Source organism: Streptomyces sp. NPDC029041, from assembly GCF_040637515.1.
GTDB lineage: Bacteria > Actinomycetota > Actinomycetes > Streptomycetales > Streptomycetaceae > Streptomyces.
On the sequence record NZ_JBEZWO010000011.1, the window covers coordinates 158628 to 179743 of the forward strand.

Sequence of the window (21116 nt, forward strand, 5' to 3'; positions counted from 1 at the left end):
GTCGTGCTCGTTCCGGATTCCGGAACGGTGTCCATCGGGAGGCGTACGCTCGCGCTGCCTCCCGATGACCGACGACAGGAAGCGGTACGGCACATGGCGAACGAGCTGCGGCAACCCACGCCCGAGACCCGGCCGTTGCTCGAGCGCCGCAAGGAGCTCCGCGCACTGGACTCGGGGTTGCGGGGCCTGCGGGACACCGTGGACGGCGTGCCCCAGGCACCGCGCGGTGGACTCCTCGCGTTCACCGGTCCGGCCGGGATGGGCAAGACCGCCCTGTTGACCGAGGCCCGCGCCCGGGCCCGGGACCTGGGGTTCACCGTACTGTCGGGCCAAGGCGGTGAGAAGGAGCAGGAGCTGGCGTTCCACCTGGTGCGACAGGTCGTCCAGCCCGCGCTGGCGTCGATGGACGCAGAAGAGCTCCGTACCTTCCTGGGCGGCTGGTACGACATCGTCGCCGCCGCTCTCGGTTTGGTCGCCGCGCCGAACGGCCATGCCCCGGACCCGACCGGGGTCCGGGACGGTCTCGACTGGGTGATGACGCGCCTGGCGGTGACGAAGGCGCCGGTGGTGCTGCTGCTGGACGATCTGCACTGGGCCGACGTCGAGTCGCTGACCTGGCTGGCCTCGTTCGCGCCACGGGCGCTGGACCTGTCGATGCTGATCGTGGTCGCCTTCCGGCCCGACGAACTGCCGCTCGAGGCAGCGGCCTTCGGCTCCCCGTCCGGCGACCTGGGGAGTCGTCCCTTCACCCTGGCGCCGCTCAGTGCCACAGCTGTGGCCCGGATCGTCCGAGACGAGGTCGGCGAAGAGGCGGAGGACGCGTTCTGCGAGGAATGCTGGGAGGTCACCGGGGGAAGCCCGTTCGAGGCGGTGGAACTCTCCATCAGGCTCGGCGAACGCAATCTGAGGGGCACCGGCGAGGACCTGCCCGCCATGCGCGACCTGGCCGCCGCGGTGAAGGGGCCGGGACTGATCGAGCGGCTCCAGGGGCTCGGCCCCAGCACCGTCCGCTTCGCCTACGCCGCGGCCGTCCTCGGGCAGGCCATCGCACCGGAACTGGCCGCCCGTATCGCCGCGATCGGCAGCACCGCGGCGGCCGAGGCCACGGAGAAGCTGCGCGGCGCCCGTGTGCTGGCCGACGGCGACGTGCCCGGAGGGAATCTGGAGTTCCTCCACCCGCTGATCGCCACCACGATCTACCGGTCCATCGGGCCGAGCCTGCGGGAGGGACTGCACAACTCGGCCGCGGAGGCCATCCGGGCGGCCGGGCTCGGCCCCGCCGCCGCGGCCCGCCATCTGCTGGAAGTCCCCTGCGAAGGCAGCGCCGAGGCCGTGGCCTGTCTGCGGGAGGCCGCCCGGGAGGCGCTGCACTCCGGCGCCCCGGAGGCGGCCCGGCGGCTGCTGGACCGGGCCCTGCAGGAGCCACCGATGCCGGAGGAGCGCGCCGCGCTGCTGCACGAACTCGCCTGCGCCACCTTCCTCATCGAGCCGACGGCGACCGTGACGCATCTGCGTCAGGCGCTCGCGGAGCCGGGCATCGACCCCGAGCTGCGTGCTTCGATGGTGTACCGGCTGACCCAGGCGCTGGCCCACACCGACCGGATGGCGGAGGCCGCGACGGTGGCCGCGGACGAGGCGCGCCGGGCTGCCGCGCATCCCCGGATCCGGCTGCGGATGCAGGCCGACCACTTCGTGTGGAGCGCCTTCCGTACGGACGAGCCGGACTCGTCGGGCCGTTCGCGGAAGCTGGCCCGGCTCGCCGACCGCCTGCCCGGGCGTGGTCTGGAGGAGCGTTACATCCTCGGGTCGCGCGCCTGGGACGCGATGATGTGCGGCGAGCCCCGTCAGAAGGCCCTCGCGTACGCCGAGAAGGCCCTGCACGGCGGGCTGAGCTGGACCCATGAGAACCACGGCTTCGAGGTGCCCGTCTCGGTCGCGCTGGTGTTCATGTACTGCGACCAGCCGCGACGTGCCGAGGAACTGTTCGCGAAGGGCATGGCCGAGTGCGAGTCGAAGGGGTGGCGCGGTTCCCACCTGGCACTGGGGCAGACGCTCTCCGGATACATCCGCTACCGCCGCGGCTGTCTGGCCGAGGCCGAGAACCTCGTGCGGGAGGGTCTGCGCATCGCCGACCGGGTGGAAGGCGCGGTGCCCGCCCAGTGGTTCGCCGTCGGCATCCTCATCCAGACGCTCCTGGCCCGCGGCCGCGTCGTGGCGGCACGCCGGCTCGCCGACTCGTACCGCTACGGCGACGTCATCCCCAACGCCGTCATCTACCCCGACCCGCGCACCGTCTACGCCGAGCTGCTCCTGGCGGAGGGCCGGACCGAGGAGGCGGCCGCCCTGCTGACCGACGTCGGGGAGTGGCTGGAGGGCAGGGAATGGCGCAACCCCGCGTGGTGCTGCTGGCAGCTGGGGCTGGCCTCGGCCCTGTCGCGCAGCGCCCCCGACCGGGCGGTGCGCCACGCCCGGGACGCGGTGAAGCGGGCCCGGGACTTCGGTGCGGCATCCGCGATCGGCCAGGCGCTCCACACGCAGGCGGAGGTGACGGGCGGTGAGGCGGGGCTCGATCTGCACGCGCAGGCCGTCGACCATCTGCAACAGTCGCCCGCGGCGTACGAACTGGCCCGTGCCCTGGTCGGCCACGGTGCAGCGCTGGCCCGCGACGGCCGTCTGCACCAGGCCGCCGACCGGCTCTACCAAGGTCTGGAGGGCGCGGTGCACTGCGGCGCCGAGGGCCTCGCCGCCCGGGCCAGGAAGGAACTGTCCGCAGCCGGACTGCGACCGCTGCCCCTGCGCTACCCGCAGACGGACACACTCACCGCGCAGGAGCGCAGGGCCGCCGAGATGACGGTGAGGGGTCAGGGCTCGGCGGTCGTGGCCGAGCAGCTGCACCTCACCGAGGAGGGCGTGCGGCAGCTGCTCTCGTCCGTCTACCGCAAGATCGGCACGGACGCGGCGGGCCTGGCCGCGGCGCTGGAGACGTTCCCCCGGCCGCGGCCGTGACAGATGCCCGCCACGGGCGGGCCGCCGGGTGTCCCGGCCGGGTCCGCGCGTCGGTGGGTCGCCCGCTCACCGCGGCCGGGAGTTGTGCTGCGCCCGATGCCCCATCGACTCCCAGAACGCCCGCAGCTCCGCGATGCTCGTCCGGCGCTGCCAGGAAGCCTTGGGGTGCAGGCCGGAGCGGGAGTGGGACAGGAGCGTGGCCTGGGCGCGGCAGAAGGCCTCGCCGAGTTCGACGCGCTGGCCGTCGAGACCCTTGGGCGGGTACGGGCACAGTTCGAAGGCGCAGTCGTCGCGGCAGTTGGAGCCCGCCTGGGAGGAGGCCGTGCGGACGGTGGTACGGCCGGGGTCGAGCGGACTGCGGTCGAGGGTGAGGCAGGGCGGCAGGTCGGGGCGGGCGGTGTGCTGCAGTCGGCGGATGCGGTCGGTGGGCCAGTCGCCGCGTTCGGCCAGATTGAGCAGCAGCAGCACGTCGGCGAGGAGCTGCTGGGCACTCGGGTGGAGGGCGCTCCAGCCGGTGGAGGGCGGGATCCAGAGGTTGTGCTTGCGCGCCTCGCCCCGGGACGTCTGGGAGCCGACGTGTGCGGCGACGCCCGACTCGTCGATCCACAGGAACCGTTCGGGCTGCCGGGTCTCGAGCGCCCACACGCACAGATTCCCCGCCGCCGTCACGAAGGGATGCTCCGGTTCGCCGTCCGGCCGGGCCAGCCATTGACGGACCTGCTGGGCGGGGTCGGAACCGTGGCCGTTCGAGGGGCGGGAGGCCGTGGCACCGTCGGGCAGGTCCCAAAGGGTCAGCGCGTGCAGCAGTGTCAGACGGGTGAACCAGAACCGGGTGCGTTTGAGCATGTCCCAGGCCTGCTCGCTGAGGTACTCGCGGGCTTCGGACCGTGCGTGCGGATGCCGGTGCCGCCGGTTCGCCGCGTACTTGAAGCCCTGGGCGAGCGCCACTTCCACGTTGAGGTCGAGTCGGGCGCGCGCGTCCGGGCTGTCCTCGGGAATGCCGACGCGGCGCACCCAGCTCTCCAGGAAGGCGTACGGCGTGTCCTGGTGCCGGTGGGTGGTGACCGAGCCGACGAGCAGCGGAACCAGCCAGGCGCACAGGGTGTTGTCCCGCCACTGCCGTTCCTCGGCCTCGCGGTCCTCGCGCTCCCGCCGGCGTTCCTGACGCCGCTGCTGCTCACGCTCCTTCAGTTCCCTCTTCATACGGGCGACCTGCCCCTCGCCCTGCCTGCGGCGACGGCTCTCGCGCTCGCCGACGACCTCGGGCTGCTGACCGCCCCACATCTCCTCCGCCCAGTCGGACTCCCGCTCCACCCGCCCGCTCTCGACCACCTGCGGTCCGCGCAGCCTGGGCTGGAGCGCCCCGAAGGCGAGGTCGCCGCCGGCGCCGATCTCCTGCGCGATGGCCAGACGGACGGCGTACGAGGGCTCCAGGCGCGCGATCTCGAACAGTTCCAGGTAGGCGGGCCGGAGGGTCTGGCGCTGGGCGACACCGCGCATGGCCTCGCCGAACCGGGTCACGAGCAGGGCCTTGGCGGTTCGCAGGGTGTGCGGGTCGCGGGCCCGCAGCTCGGGCCAGGAGGTGCACAGCCGCATGGCGATCAGGTGCTGCTCCGGCTCGGCGTCGACGCTGTCGATCTCGAGGGCCGCCGCGTAGAGCTCCAGGGCCTTGCTGTGCAGGGTGCGGCCGAAGAGCGGGCGCGCCTCTTGCTTGTCGTCGTCGCCCTGTCCGCAGGCGCGGACCGACTGCGCCTGGCAGGCGGCTTCCATCAGGAGGTCGCGGGCCGCGCTCACCGGGCACCAGCAGGTCCCGTCCGGGCCCACCGCGCCCGGCTCGTCGTGGACGCACGCGCCGTCGGGCAGCCGGGAGTGCAGCACCATGGCGATCAGCAGCTCCCGGCCCGGACTCCGCAGGGCCGCCGGGAAGAACGACCCCTCGCGCGGTTCGTCCGGGACGTCGGGGTGGATCACCGCGTTCAGGAAACGGGCCCCCAGCTGGGCCTGGATGACGCTGTGCTGGAAGCGGACGCGGTCCCCGCCGAGCTCGACCAGCTCCATCCGGGCGCCCCAGTGGGCGGCGAGCCTGAGGTCGATGCCGCTGTCGCCGACCCTGCGGGCCAGTTCGCGGACGATCTCGGGGAAGCGGGAGTTGGCGGGGTCCTGCTCGTCGACGACGTCGGCGAACCGCACCTCTGAAGTGTCGAGGGCGAGACCCACGCAGGCGAGCGCGGACAGGTAGTGGACGGTCGAGCGGCGCTCCTCCGGGGAGAGCGGCAGGTGCGGCCGGAAGCGGCCGCTGATGAGGGCGCTGAGCCAGGTCTCGAACAGATGGAACCGCAAGGACGCCCGGTCGCCGCCCCGGGTCTCCACGGCCTCTTCCTCCGTGGGGACGCTGAGGGCCCGCTCCAGCAGGCCCTGCTCGTGCAGTTCGGCCGCGATCTCCAGATAGGTCGGGGCCTCCGCGATGCCGGCCCGCTCGACGATCCAGTCCAGCCGCTGGCGGTCCTCTCCGGCGCCCCCGGAGGAGATGTAGGTGAGGGCGGCCTCCTCGCTCAGCGGCTCCAGCTCGGTGAGGGAGGCCTCCATGCCGCGCAGTGAGTCGTGCGGCCGGGAGGTGATGATGAGCGGCAGCCCCTCCTCGTTGGCCCGGCGGATGGCCAGCCGGATGATGGTGTCGCGCTCCTCCGTCAGGTCAGCGGCGGTGAGCGCCTCGTCCAGGCCGTCAGCGAGCACCACGATCCGCCCCTGCTGGCTGAGCCGCCGCCACACCTTCTCCGCTTCCGCGGCGGACCGGATGTGGCCCTGCACCTCCCGGCAGAAGCGCTCGAAGGCCAGCTCGCGGAAGTCCAGATCCTGGTCGGCGGCGCGCAGCCGCAGCGGTACCGGCACGGCCCCGCGTTCGGCGAGCCGCTGGGTGAGCAGCACCACCAGCGCCGTCTTGCCGGTGCCGATGCCGCCGACGACGACGTGTGTACGGCGGAAGCGGCGGTCGCGCAGGTCCTCCATGAGGACGGAGCAGAGCTGGTCGCGACCGACGACCCGGCCGAAGATGCCGCCCGCGGTCTCCACGAGTTCGTGGGGGTCCTCCAGGGCCTTGCGCACGTACGCCCGGCGCACGTGGCTGAAGCGGAAGAACAGATAGGTGACGGTGGCCAGGGCGAGGGTGAGGAACGGCATGAACAGCGACTGCAGGACAGCGCAGCTGAAACTGTCGTCACCGCTGCACTGCCTGCTGATCCACCGGACGGGCGAGTCGAAGCTCTTCTCCTGCGGCAGGCTGATCAGCGCCGTGACGACCAGGAACAGCAGAACCAGCGCCCCGGTGAACGTCAGCACCAGCAGTGCCACGTACGTGCCGTTCTTGCGGACCCGCCAGGTCCTGGTCCGGTCGTAACCCTGCCGCATCAGCCGGCGCCGGTGCAGGGCGCCGCGGACACCGAGCCCGTCGAGCAGCGCTCGTCCGAGCCGCCGGGGCGGTACTCCTCCTTCGCTCACCCTGTGAGGGTTCCGCCGCGAGCGGTGATCCGGGCACCGGCGACCTCAGATTCACCCGACGGAAGCGCCATGGGCACCCGCCACCCGGGCGTATGGCGGCGGTGCCGCGCCCCTCGGCTTGCCTCAGCGCCGCGCCCTTGACGCTGAACCGTTTCACTGCTTCCCTCGAACGGCTGCCTATGGGAGCGCTCCCCTACCACCCCCACGTGAAGGGAAACCCCGTGCAGACCTCCCCCCACACCGTCCCGAGACGCGCCCTGCCGGCCCTCCTCGCGGCCGCGCTCATGGCGTGCCTGCTCTCCTGGGCCGACGGTTCGCCCGCGCGGGCCGCCGCTGTGCGGACCGGCTCCACCGGCACCACGGTGAACGCCGCCGCCCCCGGGCAGCCGGGCGACCCGAACATCAAGTTCGTCGGCCGCTGGGACACCACCAGCTCGGCCACCGCCTACACCCCCTACTGGGCGGGCGCCTACTACCGGGTCGGCTTCACCGGCCGCACGGTCAAGCTGAAGCAGCGGAACACGATCGACCTGTGGGCGCGGATCGACAACGGTCCCGTACGGTTCTACGACGACGTCAAGGGGACGGTGAACCTGACCCCCACGGCCCTGTCCCCCGGCAACCACACCCTCCAGGTCAACTACCAGGTGGTGGCGGGGTCGTACAAGGGCGACGCCGTCTTCCAGGGCCTGGTCCTGGACGGCTCCGCGACGACGTTCGCACCGCCGGCCCCGTCCAGGACGATCGAGTTCGTCGGCGACTCGATCACTGTGGGCACGACGAGCTCGCAGAACGCCCGTACCGCGTACGGCTGGCTGATCGGGGAGCGGCTGGGCGCTGAGCACACGCAGATCGCGCAGGGCGGGGCGTGTCTGGTCGCCGCGGCAGACGGATGCGTCGGGCTGGAGCGGCAGTTCACCAAGCTCAACCCGAACGTGGCGACGCCCGACTGGGACTTCTCCCGCTACCGGGCCGACGCGGTCGTCATCAACCTCGGCACCAACGATGTCGGGCACGGGGTGAGCGCCGCGCAGTTCCAGTCGGGGTACAGCAGCCTGCTGCGCAAGGTGCGGGCCGCGTATCCGCAGGCGTGGATCTTCGCTCTGGAGACCTTCCGCGGGCGGTTCGTCCCGCAGACCGAGGCCGCGGTGAAGGCCGCCGTCGCGGGTGGAGACGCCCGGGTCTCCTTCGTCGACACGACCGGCTGGCTGGCGTCGGGTGACCTGACGGACGCGGTGCACCCCAACGACCGGGGACACCGGGTCATCGCCGACCGGCTGGCGCCGGTCATCGCGGCGCGGATCGGTTCGTAGCGGGGGCTCCGGGCGGCGGGGGCGGACCTCACATCGGGCCGGGGCCCGCTCCCCCCTTGAGGCGTTCCAGGTCGGAGGGGCGGACCTGGATGACGAGCAGGGCGATCAGCGCGGCCACGGCGGTGAAGATCGCCGCCATGATGAAGGCGGCCGAGACACCGGCGGTGAGGATCTCGTCGGACCAGGGTTTGGGCAGTTCGCCGGTGCGTTGGAAGCGGATGCGCTCGGCCGGGGTCGCCTGCTGGAGGAAATCCGGGACCTGCTGCTTCGCTTCGTTGGTGCTGGCGGTGCCGAACATCGTGACGAGGATGGACAGACCGAGGGAGCCGCCGACCTGCTGGGTGGCGTTGAGGAGTCCGGAGGCCGCACCGGTCTCCGGCGTGGCCACGTTGGACAGCGCCATGAGGGTCAGCGACACGAACTCCATGCCCATGCCCAGGCTGAAGACGAGCATCGGGCCGAGGACGCTGCCCGCGTAGGTGGAGTGAACGTCGGTCAGGGTCAGCCAGGCCAGGCCCGCCGCCGCCAGGATCGCGCCCACCACCATGAACGGCTTGGGCCCGTAGACGGGCAGGAACCGCGAGGCCAGTCCGGCTCCGACGGCGATGACCGCACTGACCGGCAGGAAGGCCAGTCCGGCCGCGAGCGGGCTGAACCCGAGCACGTCCTGCACGAAGAGCGTGAGGAAGAAGAACATGCCGAAGATGGCGGCGGCCAGGCACAGCATGATGCCGTAGGTGCCCGCACGGTTGCGGTCGGCGAACATGTGCAGCGGCGTGATGGGTTGTTTCGAACGCCGCTCGATCATGATGAAGACCGCCAGGACAACGACCGCCCCGGCGAACGAGGCGAGGGTCAGGGCGTCCCGCCAGCCTTCCTGTGCCGCTCTGATGAAGCCGTAGACGAGCAGCACCATGCCCGCGGTGGAGGTGAGCGCGCCGGCGATGTCGAAGCGTCCGGGGTGGCGTTCGGATTCCCTGATGAAGCGCGGGGTGGCGAGCACGATGAGCAGGCCGATGGGCACGTTGACGAACAGCACCCACCGCCAGTCCAGCCACTCCACCAGCATGCCGCCGGCGAGCAGGCCGATCGCGCCGCCGCCGGCCGAGACCGCGGCGAACACCCCGAAGGCGCGGTTGCGTTCCGGTCCCTCGCGGAAGGTGGTGCTGATCAGGGCGAGGGAGGTCGGGGAGGCGATGGCGCCGCCCACGCCCTGCAGGGCGCGTGCGCCGAGGAGTTGGCCGGAGTTCTGGGCGAATCCGCCGAGCAGGGAGGCGAGCGCGAAGAGCAGCACGCCGAAGATGAAGACGCGCCGCCGGCCGAGGATGTCGCCGGCCCGGCCGCCGAGCAGCAGCAGACCGCCGAAGGTGAGGGTGTAGGCGTTGACCACCCAGGACAGGCTGGTGGTGGAGAAATCCAGCGCACTCTGGATGTGCGGCAGCGCGATGTTCACGATGGTGATGTCGAGGACCACCATCAACTGGCACGAGGCGATGACGAGAAGTGCCATCGTGTTGCCGCCACCACCGGATTCCCTGGTGGTGGTCGCCTGTGGTGAAGCCGGCTGCGGGCTGCTGCCTGCGGTGTCCACCGTTCGACCGTACGCCCGGCCTCCGCACCCCACCAATCGATCTCCGTCCCCCCGGGCAGCGGCCGGTGTGGGGGGTGATCGCCGTCAGGTGAGTGCGGACCGTCGCCGCAGGGCGGGCACAGCCGCGCGGCGATCGCGCCCTGTCCCGGGCCCGTGGGGGAACGCCGATGCGGCCCGGGCGTTCGGCTCGGTCCCGCGGCTCAGCGGCCGCCGCGGATCAGGCCCGTCAGATACCGCCACAGCGAGGAGCGCTGCCGGGCGGACGGGTCCGGCAGGACCTCTTCGGCCACCCCGGGTGCGGGGTCGTCCGCCCAGGGCCGCGGGGGCGGCGCGGAGGCGAGTTCGTAGTGCACGGGCAGGGACCGCAGACCGCGCATGAACGGCGAGGATCGCCACGGCAGTTGGTCGGCGGGCAGGGCGAGGTCGAGGTGGTCGAACCGCTCGAACAGGCGCCCCACCCCGGCCGCCGCGACCGCCGAGGCGAGCTCCCGTGCCGGGCACTGTCGTGGTCCGGCTCCCCAGGACAGGTGGGCCCGGGTGCTGATGGTGGTGCCCGGGGCGACGTGGTCGGCGAAGAGCGGGTCGGCGTGGGCGGCGCCCGGGGAGACCCACACGGGGTCACCGGCCCGGATCGTGTAGTTGCCGAGGGGAGTGTCGCGGGCCGCGAAGCGCGGGACGAAGTTGACCAGCGGCGGCTTGCGCATGACGACCCGGTTCATGCTCTCCCTGACCATCCCTGCGGAGAGGCTCGCGCGCACGCTGCCCTCGCCGGAGATGACCTCCACGACGGTGTTGGAGATGAGGATGCCGACGTGGTCGGACGTCATGCCGAGCAGCATGAACAGCTCGCGGGCGAGCTGGTCGAGTGAGAGGTCCGGGTGGGCGGCCAGCAGGTACGAGGGGAAGTCATCGCCCGGCTTCTGCAGCTTCAGTTCGGCCAGTTCGGCCAGTGTCGCCAGCAGGCGCTCCAGCGCGGCCTCGGCGTCCTGGCCCGCGTCGAGCACCCGCCACATGTCCATCAGCGCGTCGTCGCCCTGCGAGCCGGGGAAGCCCAGCAGATGGCTGGCCACCATCAGGGGCAGCGGCCGGGAGAACTGCGCGGACAGGTCCGCCACCCCCGTCCTGCCGCCCTGTCCGACGAGGGTGATCAGTTCGTCGGCGTAGGCGGTGACGGCGGCCTTCAGGCGCTTGGCCTGGGGGTGGCGGGGGTCCTGGAAGGGCTTGAGGGCGACGTCCCACGCGGTGCGCAGCGGCCGGTAACCGGGGCCGCCCTGGATCAGGATGTGGTTGACCTCCAGGGAGGGTCCGAGCGGCCAGTCGGCCGGCACCCTGCCCTCGGTGCGGGCCCGCCAGTTCTCCAGGCCCTTGGGCCAGCCGTCGTCGTCCTGGAGCACCTGGAGCGATTCGCGGTAGCCGAGGACCAGCCAGGCCGGCACTCCCAGCAGATCGACCGGCGCGACGGGGCCGTGCTGCTGCCGCAGCCGTTCGTACACGAGCGCGGGACGCGTCTCGTAGTCCCTGGTCAGCAGCGGTTCGGGAGCGAGCGTCTCCAGCCCTGCGTCGTGCAGGTCCACGGATCCGCCGTCATCCCGCTGGGATTCCATCCTCTTGCCACCCTCCGACACGCCCTGTACCGGCACACCATCAGCCGGTAACCGAAACGGTGGGGACCCTACCCCAGGCCGAACTCGCGGGTAACGACCGGGGTGGGTGGCGGGGACGGGCCGGTCCGGGTCAGGCGGCCGTGTACCCGAGTTGGCGGCGCATGTAGGGCGTCATGAGGCTCTTCGCCTTGGCCAGGGTGGTGGTACGGCTGCCGAGGATGGCGGATTCGCCGCCCGGCACGGGCAGCACGGTCAGTCCGTCGGCCGACCCGAAGGGCACGATGAGCGGGGTGCGCCGGGTCGGGCGGTAGAGGCGCGGTTCCCTGCGGTGCCTGCCCGGACTCTGCAGGTACGTGCGGATGTTGTGGGCGGCTGTGTCGGCCTGGGCGAGGGCGGCGGGGGTGACCTTGAGTTCGCTGACGTCGTTCACGTCGCCGACGGCGAACACGTCCAGCCGGCCCGCCACCCGGAGCGTCCGGTCGACCTTCACACGGCCGGCCGCGTTGAGCCAGGCGCCGTGTCCGGCCAGGCGCAGCCAGAGCGTGTTGGGGGTGGTGCCGGTCGCCCAGAAGGACAGGTCGGCCTCGACGATCGTGCCGCGGGCGTCGCGGTAGGTGCCGAAGTCGGTGCCGGGCGACATGAAAGAGCCGAGCAGCACTTCGACGTCGTGGGACTCCAGCCAGGCCCGGGCCTTGCGCCCCGGGCGGGCGTGGCCCGCCGAGCCGAGCAGCTCGGACCCGGAGTGGGCGAGGGTGACCCGGGCGTCCGGGCGGGCGAGGCGGATCTCGGCGCTGAGTTCGACGCCGCCCGGGCCGCCGCCGACGACCAGGACGTGCTCGGCCGTGGCCACGTCGCGCTGGTGCTCGGCGAACGACGTGGCCGCCTCCTCTGCGGTGGTGCCGGTGAAACGGGCCGGCTCGGGGTAGTCGGCGCCGGTGGCGATCACGACCACGTCGTACCGCAGCCGCTCGCCGGTGGCGAGGACGACCTGCCGCTCGGCGGTGTCGATGCGGAGGGCCTTGCCGGTGACCAGGCGGCCGTGCCGCAGCAGCCGGTCGTAGGGGATGAAGGGCGTGTGCGTCCATGCGGGGTGCACCCCGGCGCGCAGGGAGGCGACGCGGTGGAAGAAGACCTCCTTGCGGTCCACCAGCGTGACCCGGGCCGTGCCGTCGAGCCGCCTGGCCAGCCGGACACCGGCATAGCCACCGCCGATCACCACTACGTCGCCGTCGAACACACCGAGTCTCCTGTGCCGGGTCGGGGGAAGCGAGGGCCGCCGCGGACGGGCCCCGCTCGGATCGACCCCCGGCGGCCACTCGACTGACGCGACAGTAGCGCTTGAGACTTAAAGGAATCCCGGGGTTCCGTGCATGTTCCGTGAAGGGATCGGCACCTGAACGCCCGTCACTTCCCCCAGATCTCGCGGTAGGCCTCCCGGTAGCCCGAGGGGTCCCAGGCCGTGGCCCCTTCGCTGTTGTCGGCCGTCGCGATGTGCACGGGGGCGACGTACCCGCTGTCGGGACGGCCGGAGAAGGCACGGTTGAACTCGTCGACGATCTGCCAGCCCTGGAGGGACAGCGGTTCGGGCACGGTGGCGGCCTGGTACTGCTCGCTGTTGACGCGCTGGAAGGCGGACGGGTCACCGTCCCCGGCCCCGATGTTGAAGGGCGGACCGGAGCCCTTCTCGCCGGCCGCGCGGAACGCGGGGGCCGCGTCGGCGAAGTACAGGTCGTTGATGGCCACGGAGTGGGTCCAGCGGTCCTTGAAGCGGGAGAGCAGGGAGGAGATCTCCCGGGGGGTACGGCTGCTCGCGTCGGGGATCGGGATGTTCTCCACCGAGAGCAGCTTCACGCCCTGGCAGTCGGCCAGTTCCTCGCGGATCAGGTCGGACTTGTTCCGGGCGAAGGGGATCGACGCGTCGGTGATGAGCACGACCCCGGCGCGGCCGTTGGAGTCGGAGATGATCCACTGCGCGCTGATGCGGGCCACGTCCTCGACGCGGGTGGTGACGTTGGTGAACAGGTCGGGCCGGCTGCTGGGGCCGGGGTCGGGGACCGCGTGCCAGCCGATCAGCGGGATGCGCTGGGCGTTGGCCCGGGCGGTCTGCTGGGCCGTCGAGTCGGGATCGAAACCGCCGATGACGATGCCCGAGGGCCGCAGGGCGACGGCTTCGCTCATGGCCGCCTGGATACCGGCCGGGGTGCCGCCGCCGTCGATCACCCGGACGTTCCAGCCGATGGCCCGGGCGGCGGCGCGCACTCCGTTCGCCGCGCCCGCCACACCGGGGTTGGTCATGGTCTGGGCGACGTAGACGAGGGTCTTTCCGGACACCGCGCGGGGGCCGCTGGTGGGTCCGCCCCAGGGGATGTCGGTCCGCTCCGCCCGGGCCACGGTTTCCCGGGCCCGGGTGAGGACGGCGGGGCAGCCGCTCGGGCCCGTCGTGCTCTCGTCGGCGCCGTCGGAGGAACCGCGTTCGCAGCCGGTGAGCACGGCGGCCGTGGCCAGCAGGGCGCAGGAGGCGAGCCGCACGGCGCGGACTGCGGGGGCGGCCTTGCGGATGTGGTGCACGGGAGCTCCAGTGAGGGGATCGACGCGGCGGGGCGAGCCGTAGGGTCAGGGCGGGGCCGTGCCGCCCTCCCGTTCGGGAGGGGACGGGGGCGGCGCGGCGGGCGTGTCGCGGGCCGCGCCGCCGCGCAGCCGGCGGCGGGCGGCGTATCCGGCCAGGCCCACGGCGATGAGCAGGGTGCCGCCGTTGAACAGCGGCACGGTCCAGAATTCGGCGCCCAGCTGCGCGATGCCGGTGAGGCCGACGGCGAGGACGGCGACGGCGACGACGGTGCCGAGGGCGTTGGGCCGGCCGGGTTTGATCGCCGTGGAGCCGAGGAGGGCGCCGACGAAGGCGGGCAGCAGGTAGTCCAGGCCGACGCTCGGGTTGCCGATCTGCTGCTGGGCGGCGAGCAGCACCCCGGCGAAGCCGACGATCAGGCCCGAGGCGGCGAACGCGTGGACGGTGTACCTGCGGGTGGGGATTCCCACGAGGTCGGCTGCGCGCGGGTTCGACCCGACGACGTACAGGTACCGGCCGAGCGGGAGCCGCTCCAGCACCAGCCAGAGGACGGCCGCGAGGGCGAGCACGTAGAAGGCGGGGACCGGCAGACCGAGGAACGAGGAGTCGTAGAGGTCGGTGAACGCGGGCGGCAGGCCCTGCGGGCCGGGGACGATCCGGCCGCCGTCGGTGATCCAGCCGGTCACGGCGTACATCATGCTGCCGGTGCCGAGGGTGGCGATGAAGGAGTCGATGCGGCCGAACTCGACGATGACGCCGTTGAGGACGCCCACGACCAGCCCTCCGGCGAGCACGGTGAGGCAGGCGAGCGGCCAGGGCCAGCCCGCGTGGACGACGAGCTGGAGCACCATCACATGGGCCAGGCCGAGGCCGTAGCCGATGGAGAGGTCGAACGCGCCCGTGACGATGGGCACCATGGCGGCGAGCGCCAGGACGGCCGGGATCGACTGGGTGGACAGGATCGAGTCGACGGTGTCCAGCGTGGGGAAGGTGTCCGGCAGGGCGAGGGAGAAAGCCAGGTAGAGCAGGGCGGTGAGGGCGAGCAGGCCGTAGGCGCCGATGTGGTGGCCGCCGGGCCGGCGCCGGGGCGGGGGCGTCACGGGTGCCCGGCCGGGTAGGGGGGCATGGCCGAGGCCGCCCGGGTCAGTCCGGCGACGGTGAGGGCGGGGCCGCTCAGCTCGGCCGTCACGGTTCCGCGCACGAAGACCAGCGTGCGCCGGCACACGGCCGCCACCTCCTCGGAGTCGGTCGACAGCAGCAGCACCGCGAGGCCCGACTCCAGCGCCTCGTGGAGCAGGCGGTGGATCGCGGCCTTGGCGCCGACGTCGACGCTCGCGGTCGGCTCCTCCAGGATCAGCAGCCGCAGATCCGTCCGCAGCCAGCGGCCGAGCATGACCTTCTGCTGGTTGCCGCCGGACAGCGTGGCGATGGGCGTCTCGCTGTCGCGGGGGCGCACCGAGAAGCGGTCCATGAGGGCGGCGGCCCGGGCGCGTTCGCCGCGGGGGCCGATCCAGCGCGGTGCGGGCGGGCCTCCCACGCGGGGGTTGGCCAGGAGGTTCTCCCTCACGGTCAGCTCGGCGAGGCAGCCCTCCCGCAGCCGGTCGCCTGGCACCAGGCCGACCCCGAGGGCGACGGCCTCCGCGACCGTGCGGGGGTGGTACGGCCGTCCGCACAGCACGGCCCGCCCGTCGAGGAGGGGGCGTGCACCGGCGAGAGCGCGGCCCAGGTCCATGTGCCCGGCGTCGGAGAGACCGACCAGACCGAGGACCTCGCCGGCGGCGAGGCCGAAGGTCACGGGCCCCGCCCGGGCGGTACGCACGCCGTCGAGGGTCAGGACGGGCGGTGCACCGGCTGCCGGTCCGGCAGGGCGGTGGGCGGCCGATTCCTCCGCTTCACCGACGATGTCGTGAACCAGATGTGCGGGGCTGCGGTCGGCGAGCCGGCCGTGGCTGACGAGCCGGCCGTCGCGCAGGACGGCGAAGGCGTCGGCGACCCGGTAGACCTCGTCCAGGCGGTGGCTGACGTAGAGGACCGCGTGCCCTCGGTCGCGCAGGTCGTGCAGGACGCGGAAGAGCCGGTCGCAGTCCGCGGCGGGCAGGCGGGCGGTCGGCTCGTCGAGGACGATGAGCCGGGCGCGTGCGGCCAGGGCCCGGGCGATCGCCACCAGCGAGCGGTCGGCCGGCGCGAGATCGAAGACCGGCGTGTCCGGATCGAGGTGTGCGGCGACGATCCGCAGGGCCTCGACACAGCGTGCGCGGGTGCGCCGCCAGGAGATCAGCCCGGACCGGTGCCGCCCGTATCCGGTGGTCAGGGCGATGTTCTCGGCCACCGTCATCCACTCCACGAGGCCGAGGTCCTGGTGGATGAAGGACATGGCCCCGGTGGCGGTGGGGCTGCCGAGGGGTTCCCCGGCGACGGTGACCTGCCCCGCGTCGGGGTCGTGGACCCCGGCGAGGATCTTGATGAGGGTGGACTTCCCGGCGCCGTTGGGCCCGAGGAGGGCCAGGACGCTGCCGGGGTGGACGTCGAGGTCGGCCCCGGCCAGCGCGACGGTGCCGCCGAACCGCTTGCTGAGTCCGCGGATCCGGACCAGGGGTTCCGGCCCGAAGGGCGAAGCCGTCTCCGGGGGCGTGTCAGGAACGTCGCGCACTCGATCAAATTACAGCATTCCGGGCATTTTCCAGCCTGCTGCGGCTCCGACCGGGAGTGGCCTCCCCGGCGCCCCGCCGATGGTCGCCTCACACAGCGTCGAGCCCGCACTCGGCCCAGATGACCTTGCCCTCGGGCAGGTAGCGCGTGCCCCAGCTCTGCGACAGCTGCGCGACGAGGAACAGACCGCGGCCGCCCTCGTCCGTACTGGCCGCCCGGCGCAGGTGCGGTGCGGTGTTGCTGGCGTCGGAGACCTCGCAGATCAGGCTCCGGTCGTGGAGCAGCCGCACCCGGATGGGCTCGGCGCCGTGCCGGACGGCGTTGGTGATCAGCTCGCTGAGGATCAGCTCCGCGGCGAACCCGGTCTCCTCGAGCCCCCGGCCGGACAGCCACCGTACGGCGGATGTCCGTATCTCGCCGACGAGGGCCGGGTCGGCGGGCAGCTCCCAGGTGGCGATCCGGTCGGGGTCCAGCGCGTGCACGCGGGCGACGAGCAGGGCGATGTCGTCGTGCGGGTGTGCGGGCGCCACGGTGTCAAGGACCGCCTGACAGGTCTCCTCGGGGGCGCGCCCGGGGTGGGCCAGGGCCTCGCGCAACTGCTCCAGGACCACGTCGACGTCGCGGTGCCGGTCCTCGATGAGCCCGTCGGTGTACAGCACGAGCTGACTGCCCTCGGGAAGACCGACCTCGACGGCGTCGAAGGGCAGGCCCCCGAGACCGAGTGGAGGGCCGGCCGGCAGGTCGGGGTACGTCACGGTGCCGTCGGGGCGGACGAGTGCGGGGGGCGGGTGGCCGGCGCGGGCCATCAGGCACGTCTGGGCCGCCGCGTCGTAGACCGCGTAGAGGCAGGTCGCACCGATGACGCCGGCGCCCTTGCCGTCGGGGTCCTCCCGGTCGAGGCGGCCCACGAGGTTGTCCAGGTGGGTGAGGACCTCGTCCGGCGGGAAGTCGAGCTCGGCGAAGCTGCGGGCGGCCGTGCGCAGCCGGCCCATGGTGGCCGCGGAGAGCATGCCGTGGCCGACGACGTCACCGACGAGGAGACCGACCCGGGCGCCGGGCAGGGGGATGACGTCGTACCAGTCACCGCCCACGTCCGACTCGGCGGGCAGGTAGCGGTGGGCGACCTCGACGGCGTCCTGGTCGGGCAGGCCGTGCGGGAGGAGACGGCGCTGGAGGGCCAGGACCATGGTGCGTTCATGGGTGTAGCGCCGGGCGTTGTCGACGGACAGGGCGGCGCGGGAGGCCAGTTCCTGGGCGAGGGAGCGGTCGTCGTCGCCGAACGAGCCCTCCGCGCGGTAGAAGCAGGCGACGCCCAGGACGACACCGCGGGCGAGCAGGGGCACGGCGATGAGCGAGTGCACGTGGGCCAGCAGCCGTGCGGTGGGCTCGGGGTCCTGGGAGAGCCAGCCCTCGGCGGCCTTCAGGTCCGGTTCCAGCACGGCCTCACCGCTGCTGAGGCAGCGCAGCTGAGGTGTGGCCGGGCCGAAGTCGATGCGCTTGCCGGCCGGTGTGAAGGGCAGGCCTTCACGGATGCCGTGGACGACGGTGCGGCGCAGGTCGGCGAGCGGGTCGGCGGACTCCTCGCCGCGCAGCACCGCGTCGGGCAGGTCGATGGTGACGAAGTCGGCCAGTCCGGGGACCGCTGTCTCGGCCAGTTCCTCGGCGGTGCGACGCACGTCCAGGGTGGTACCGATGCGGGTGCTGGCCTCGGACAGCAACTCCAGACGCCGGCGCGCCGCAAGGGCATAGGCCCCTACCTGCGGCTCCCCCAGCATCACCAGGCCCCGGGCGGGGAAGGCGTCCTCGGACCCTCCGCCCGCGGCGACGCTCGGCGGGTGGTCCGCCGCGCCACGCACGGCGGGGGGCGGATCGCCGTCCGTAGGGACGGCGCTCTCGGCACCCGTGGCCGCGCGGAGAGGGACGGCGCTCTCGGCACCCGTGGCCGCGCGGAGCCCGTCGGTGCCGCCCGGGCCCGCCGTTGCACCGTCTCCGTCGGGCGGCACGACGGGACGGGAGGATGCGGTGAGATGCCCGGCCGGAAGGGTGAGCGCCGGGCGCTTGGCGGAGAGGGCGGCGGCAAAGGCGCCGGGTCCGGACAGCTCGTCCGTCTGGTGGGGTATGACGAGCGGCTCCCCCACCGGGAAGTCCGGCAGCAGGGCCTCGATGGCGAACCCCCGCACCCCGGAGCCGCTCGTCACCGGACGGCTCACCAGCGTCACCCGCCGGCCGTCGGGCAGGGTCACCTCGACGGCGCCGCGCTGCGCACCGGAGATCAGCTCGGCGGCCGTCGCGCGGAGGATCTCCTGGTCACGGGGGTGGAACTGGTTCGCCAGCGCATCCAGCGCCATGCCACGGCGCGGACCGGCCGTCCCGGCCCCGGTGGCCAGGTACCTCCGCAGCAGGGCCTGCTCGCGCGCGGAGCTCTGCCCCAGCAGCCGCCGCTCGATGCCCTCGGCGGCCCGGCGGATGGCGACACCCAGCGCGGGCCGCTCGAAGGTACGCGGATAGCCGAGGCACAGGACGCCCTCGATGCGCCCGCTGAGCGGGTCCCGGACGGGCATCGCCACACAGGCGTTCTGCTGGGAGCGCTGCGCGAAGTGCTCGGCGCCGTAGACGCGGATGAGCTGCCGCTCCGCCAGGGCCAGTCCGATGCCGTTGGTGCCGGCGACCTGCTCGGCGAACACGAAGCCCGGGACGACCTGGATGGCGGGGAGGCTCCGGGCCATCGACGGGTCCCCGAAGCGGCGCAGCAGGACCGTCCCGTTCACGTCGGCGACCGAGATGTTGACCTGGCTGCCGGCGAAGGTGGACTGCAGCCGGTCGAGGACCGGCACGGCCGCCCGGACGATCCGGCCGCTCGCGTCGAAGTCCTCCCGGTAGGGCAGGTCGAGGGTGTCCGGCGACAGCCCCAGGGACCGGCAGCGCTGCCAGGAGTTCAGGATGGACGTCCGCACGCCCGCCTCGACGGGCTCACCCTGCAGAAAGAGCTCACGCAGACTGGCGGGCCCCGTGCCGTTCGTCGCACGCCCCGCCGGCCTGGGTTCCTCGCCGGACCGAACCACGCTTCGCCTCACTTGCGCCCGCGATAATCCGCTGCTCGGAAGAGAATCTGGCATTGATGAGGATACGGGCATTACGGGCGGGCGTCACGGCGCGCCCGGGTCACGCCGGTCCCACCGCCGGGCGCCGGGGCGGCGGGACCGTGCTCACCCCAGGAAACTCAGGCGCACCTTACGTTCCGGGTTGTCCTTGTTGGTGTCCACCAGGCACACCGACTGCCAGGTGCCGAGCTCCAGCCGCCCTCCCAGCACGGGAAGGGTCGCGTGGGGCGGCACGAGGGCGGGCAGGACGTGGTCGCGGCCGTGGCCGGGGCTGCCGTGCCGGTGCTGCCAGCGGTCGTCGGCGGGCAGCAGGCTGTGCAGCGCGGCCAGGAGATCGTCGTCGCTGCCGGCACCGGTCTCCAGGACGGCGATGCCGGCCGTCGCGTGCGGCACGAAGACGTTGAGCAGGCCGTCTCGGCCGGCCGCCGCCTCACGCAGGAAGGACTCGCAGTCGCCGGTGATGTCGAGGACCCTCTCGGCGGCACCGGTGCTGACGTTCAGGACGCGGGTGGTGAAGACATCTGACATGCCCCCATCGTGACGCACGCGCAGACTTCCGGTGGGCAGCCCCGGGGCCGGCGGTGATCCGGAGGCCATCCTGCGGGCCGCCGGGGAACCGAACGGCCTCGACCTCAAGATCCGCGGCGGCCTCAAGATCCGCGACGGGAAGATCCACCACCCCGCCACGGTTAGTAGAAATGTGAACAACACACGCGAGGTCGAGGTAGTCGTCATAGGCGCGGGTCAGGCCGGTCTCGCCGGTGCCTATCACCTGCGGCGTTCCGGTTTCGAGCCGGACCGCGACTTCGTCGTGCTGGACCACTCCCCCGGCCCCGGCGGCGCCTGGCAGTTCCGCTGGCCGTCACTGACGTACGGCAAGGTGCACGGCATGCACGCGCTGCCGGGCATGGAGCTCACGGACGCGGACGCGTCCCGGCCGTCGGCCGAGGTGATCAGCGCCTACTTCGACCGCTACGAGCGGACCTTCGACCTGCGGGTCAGGCGCCCGGTGGACGTACGGGCCGTGCGCGAAGGGCCGGACGGACGGCTGATCGTGGAGACCTCGGACGGCGTGTGGTCGGCACGGGCGCTGATCAACGCGACCGGCACCTGGGACCGGCCGTTCTGGCCGCGCTATCCGGGCCAGGAGACCTTTCGGGGGCGGCAGTTGCACACCGCGCAGTACCCCGGGCCCGAGGAGTTCGCCGGGCAGCGGGTCGTGGTGGTGGGCGGCGGCGCCTCGGGCACCCAGCACCTGCTGGAGATCGCCTCGCACGCGTCGGCCACCACCTGGGTCACGCGGCGCCCGCCCGTCTTCCGGGAGGGGCCTTTCGACGAGGACGCGGGCCGCGCGGCGGTGGCGCTCGTCGAGGAGCGGGTACGACGGGGACTGCCGCCCCGCAGTGTCGTCTCGGTCACCGGGCTGCCGCTCAACGACGCGATCCGGCAGGGCATCGAGGACGGAGTGCTGGACCGGCAGCCGATGTTCGACCGGATCACTCCCACCGGTGTGGAATGGGCGGACGGGCGGCGCCTCGACGCCGACGTCATCCTCTGGGCCACCGGCTTCCGCCCCGCGATCGACCACCTCGCTCCGCTACGGCTGCGCGCCCCCGGCGGCGGCATCCGCATGGAAGGCACGCACGCGGCCGCCGACCCCCGCATCCACCTCGTCGGCTACGGGCCTTCGGCCAGCACCATCGGAGCCAACCGGGCCGGTCGCGCGGCCGTACGGGACATCAGGCGACTGCTCGAGCGCGAGCCGGCCGCGGCATGAGCGGGCGGCGCCAC

The 21116-nt window shown here is 73.0% G+C and carries 12 protein-coding genes; 3 read left to right on the top strand and 9 right to left on the bottom strand.

Annotated elements, in window-relative coordinates:
- The first annotated feature begins 93 nt into the window (after window positions 1-93).
- Window positions 94-3006, top strand: coding sequence for an AAA family ATPase (locus AB0F04_RS27740; protein ID WP_362045901.1), 2913 nt, complete (start codon window positions 94-96; stop codon window positions 3004-3006).
- Between the two features lie 66 nt (window positions 3007-3072).
- Here the strand turns inward: AB0F04_RS27740 and AB0F04_RS27745 are convergent, their stop codons facing one another.
- Window positions 3073-6501 (bottom strand): NACHT domain-containing protein, encoded by a 3429-nt coding sequence (locus tag AB0F04_RS27745; protein WP_362045904.1) that lies wholly within the window; start codon window positions 6499-6501, stop codon window positions 3073-3075.
- A gap of 221 nt (window positions 6502-6722) precedes the next feature.
- On the opposite strand from AB0F04_RS27745, the gene AB0F04_RS27750 reads away from it, so the two are divergent.
- On the top strand, window positions 6723-7814 hold the full coding sequence (locus AB0F04_RS27750) for a GDSL-type esterase/lipase family protein (protein ID WP_362045907.1): 1092 nt from the start codon (window positions 6723-6725) through the stop codon (window positions 7812-7814).
- A 28-nt stretch (window positions 7815-7842) separates the two neighbouring features.
- Here AB0F04_RS27750 and AB0F04_RS27755 read toward each other — a convergent pair whose 3' ends face one another.
- The 8 genes from AB0F04_RS27755 to AB0F04_RS27790 all read right to left on the bottom strand — a co-directional run bounded on the left by AB0F04_RS27755 (window position 7843) and on the right by AB0F04_RS27790 (window position 19853).
- The gene (locus AB0F04_RS27755) at window positions 7843-9324 is read right to left on the bottom strand and encodes an MFS transporter (protein ID WP_362046246.1); all 1482 of its coding nucleotides are present in this window, start codon (window positions 9322-9324) and stop codon (window positions 7843-7845) included.
- A 281-nt stretch (window positions 9325-9605) separates the two neighbouring features.
- Window positions 9606-11009, bottom strand: coding sequence for a cytochrome P450 (locus tag AB0F04_RS27760; protein ID WP_362045910.1), 1404 nt, complete (start codon window positions 11007-11009; stop codon window positions 9606-9608).
- 130 nt (window positions 11010-11139) lie between these two features.
- Window positions 11140-12246, bottom strand: a complete 1107-nt coding sequence (locus AB0F04_RS27765) for an FAD-dependent oxidoreductase (RefSeq protein ID WP_362045913.1) — start codon at window positions 12244-12246, stop codon at window positions 11140-11142.
- A gap of 167 nt (window positions 12247-12413) precedes the next feature.
- Window positions 12414-13577: a substrate-binding domain-containing protein gene (locus AB0F04_RS27770; RefSeq protein ID WP_362045916.1), complete on the bottom strand. Its 1164-nt coding sequence runs from the start codon at window positions 13575-13577 to the stop codon at window positions 12414-12416.
- A gap of 45 nt (window positions 13578-13622) precedes the next feature.
- Window positions 13623-14675 carry an ABC transporter permease gene (locus AB0F04_RS27775; protein WP_362045919.1) on the bottom strand — a complete coding sequence of 351 codons (1053 nt, stop codon included), beginning with the start codon at window positions 14673-14675 and terminating at the stop codon, window positions 13623-13625.
- A complete protein-coding gene (locus AB0F04_RS27780) occupies window positions 14672-16225 on the bottom strand; it encodes a sugar ABC transporter ATP-binding protein (protein ID WP_362045922.1) in 1554 nt (517 codons plus the stop codon). The genes AB0F04_RS27775 and AB0F04_RS27780 overlap by 4 nt, the downstream gene beginning before the upstream one ends.
- A gap of 88 nt (window positions 16226-16313) precedes the next feature.
- The gene (locus AB0F04_RS27785) at window positions 16314-19286 is read right to left on the bottom strand and encodes a SpoIIE family protein phosphatase (RefSeq protein WP_362045925.1); all 2973 of its coding nucleotides are present in this window, start codon (window positions 19284-19286) and stop codon (window positions 16314-16316) included.
- A gap of 144 nt (window positions 19287-19430) precedes the next feature.
- Window positions 19431-19853 carry a YjbQ family protein gene (locus AB0F04_RS27790; RefSeq protein ID WP_344464665.1) on the bottom strand — a complete coding sequence of 141 codons (423 nt, stop codon included), beginning with the start codon at window positions 19851-19853 and terminating at the stop codon, window positions 19431-19433.
- Between the two features lie 172 nt (window positions 19854-20025).
- Between AB0F04_RS27790 and AB0F04_RS27795 the strand changes: the two genes are divergently transcribed.
- A complete protein-coding gene (locus tag AB0F04_RS27795; RefSeq protein ID WP_362046249.1) occupies window positions 20026-21102 on the top strand; it encodes an NAD(P)-binding domain-containing protein in 1077 nt (358 codons plus the stop codon).
- Window positions 21103-21116: the final 14 nt, after the last annotated feature.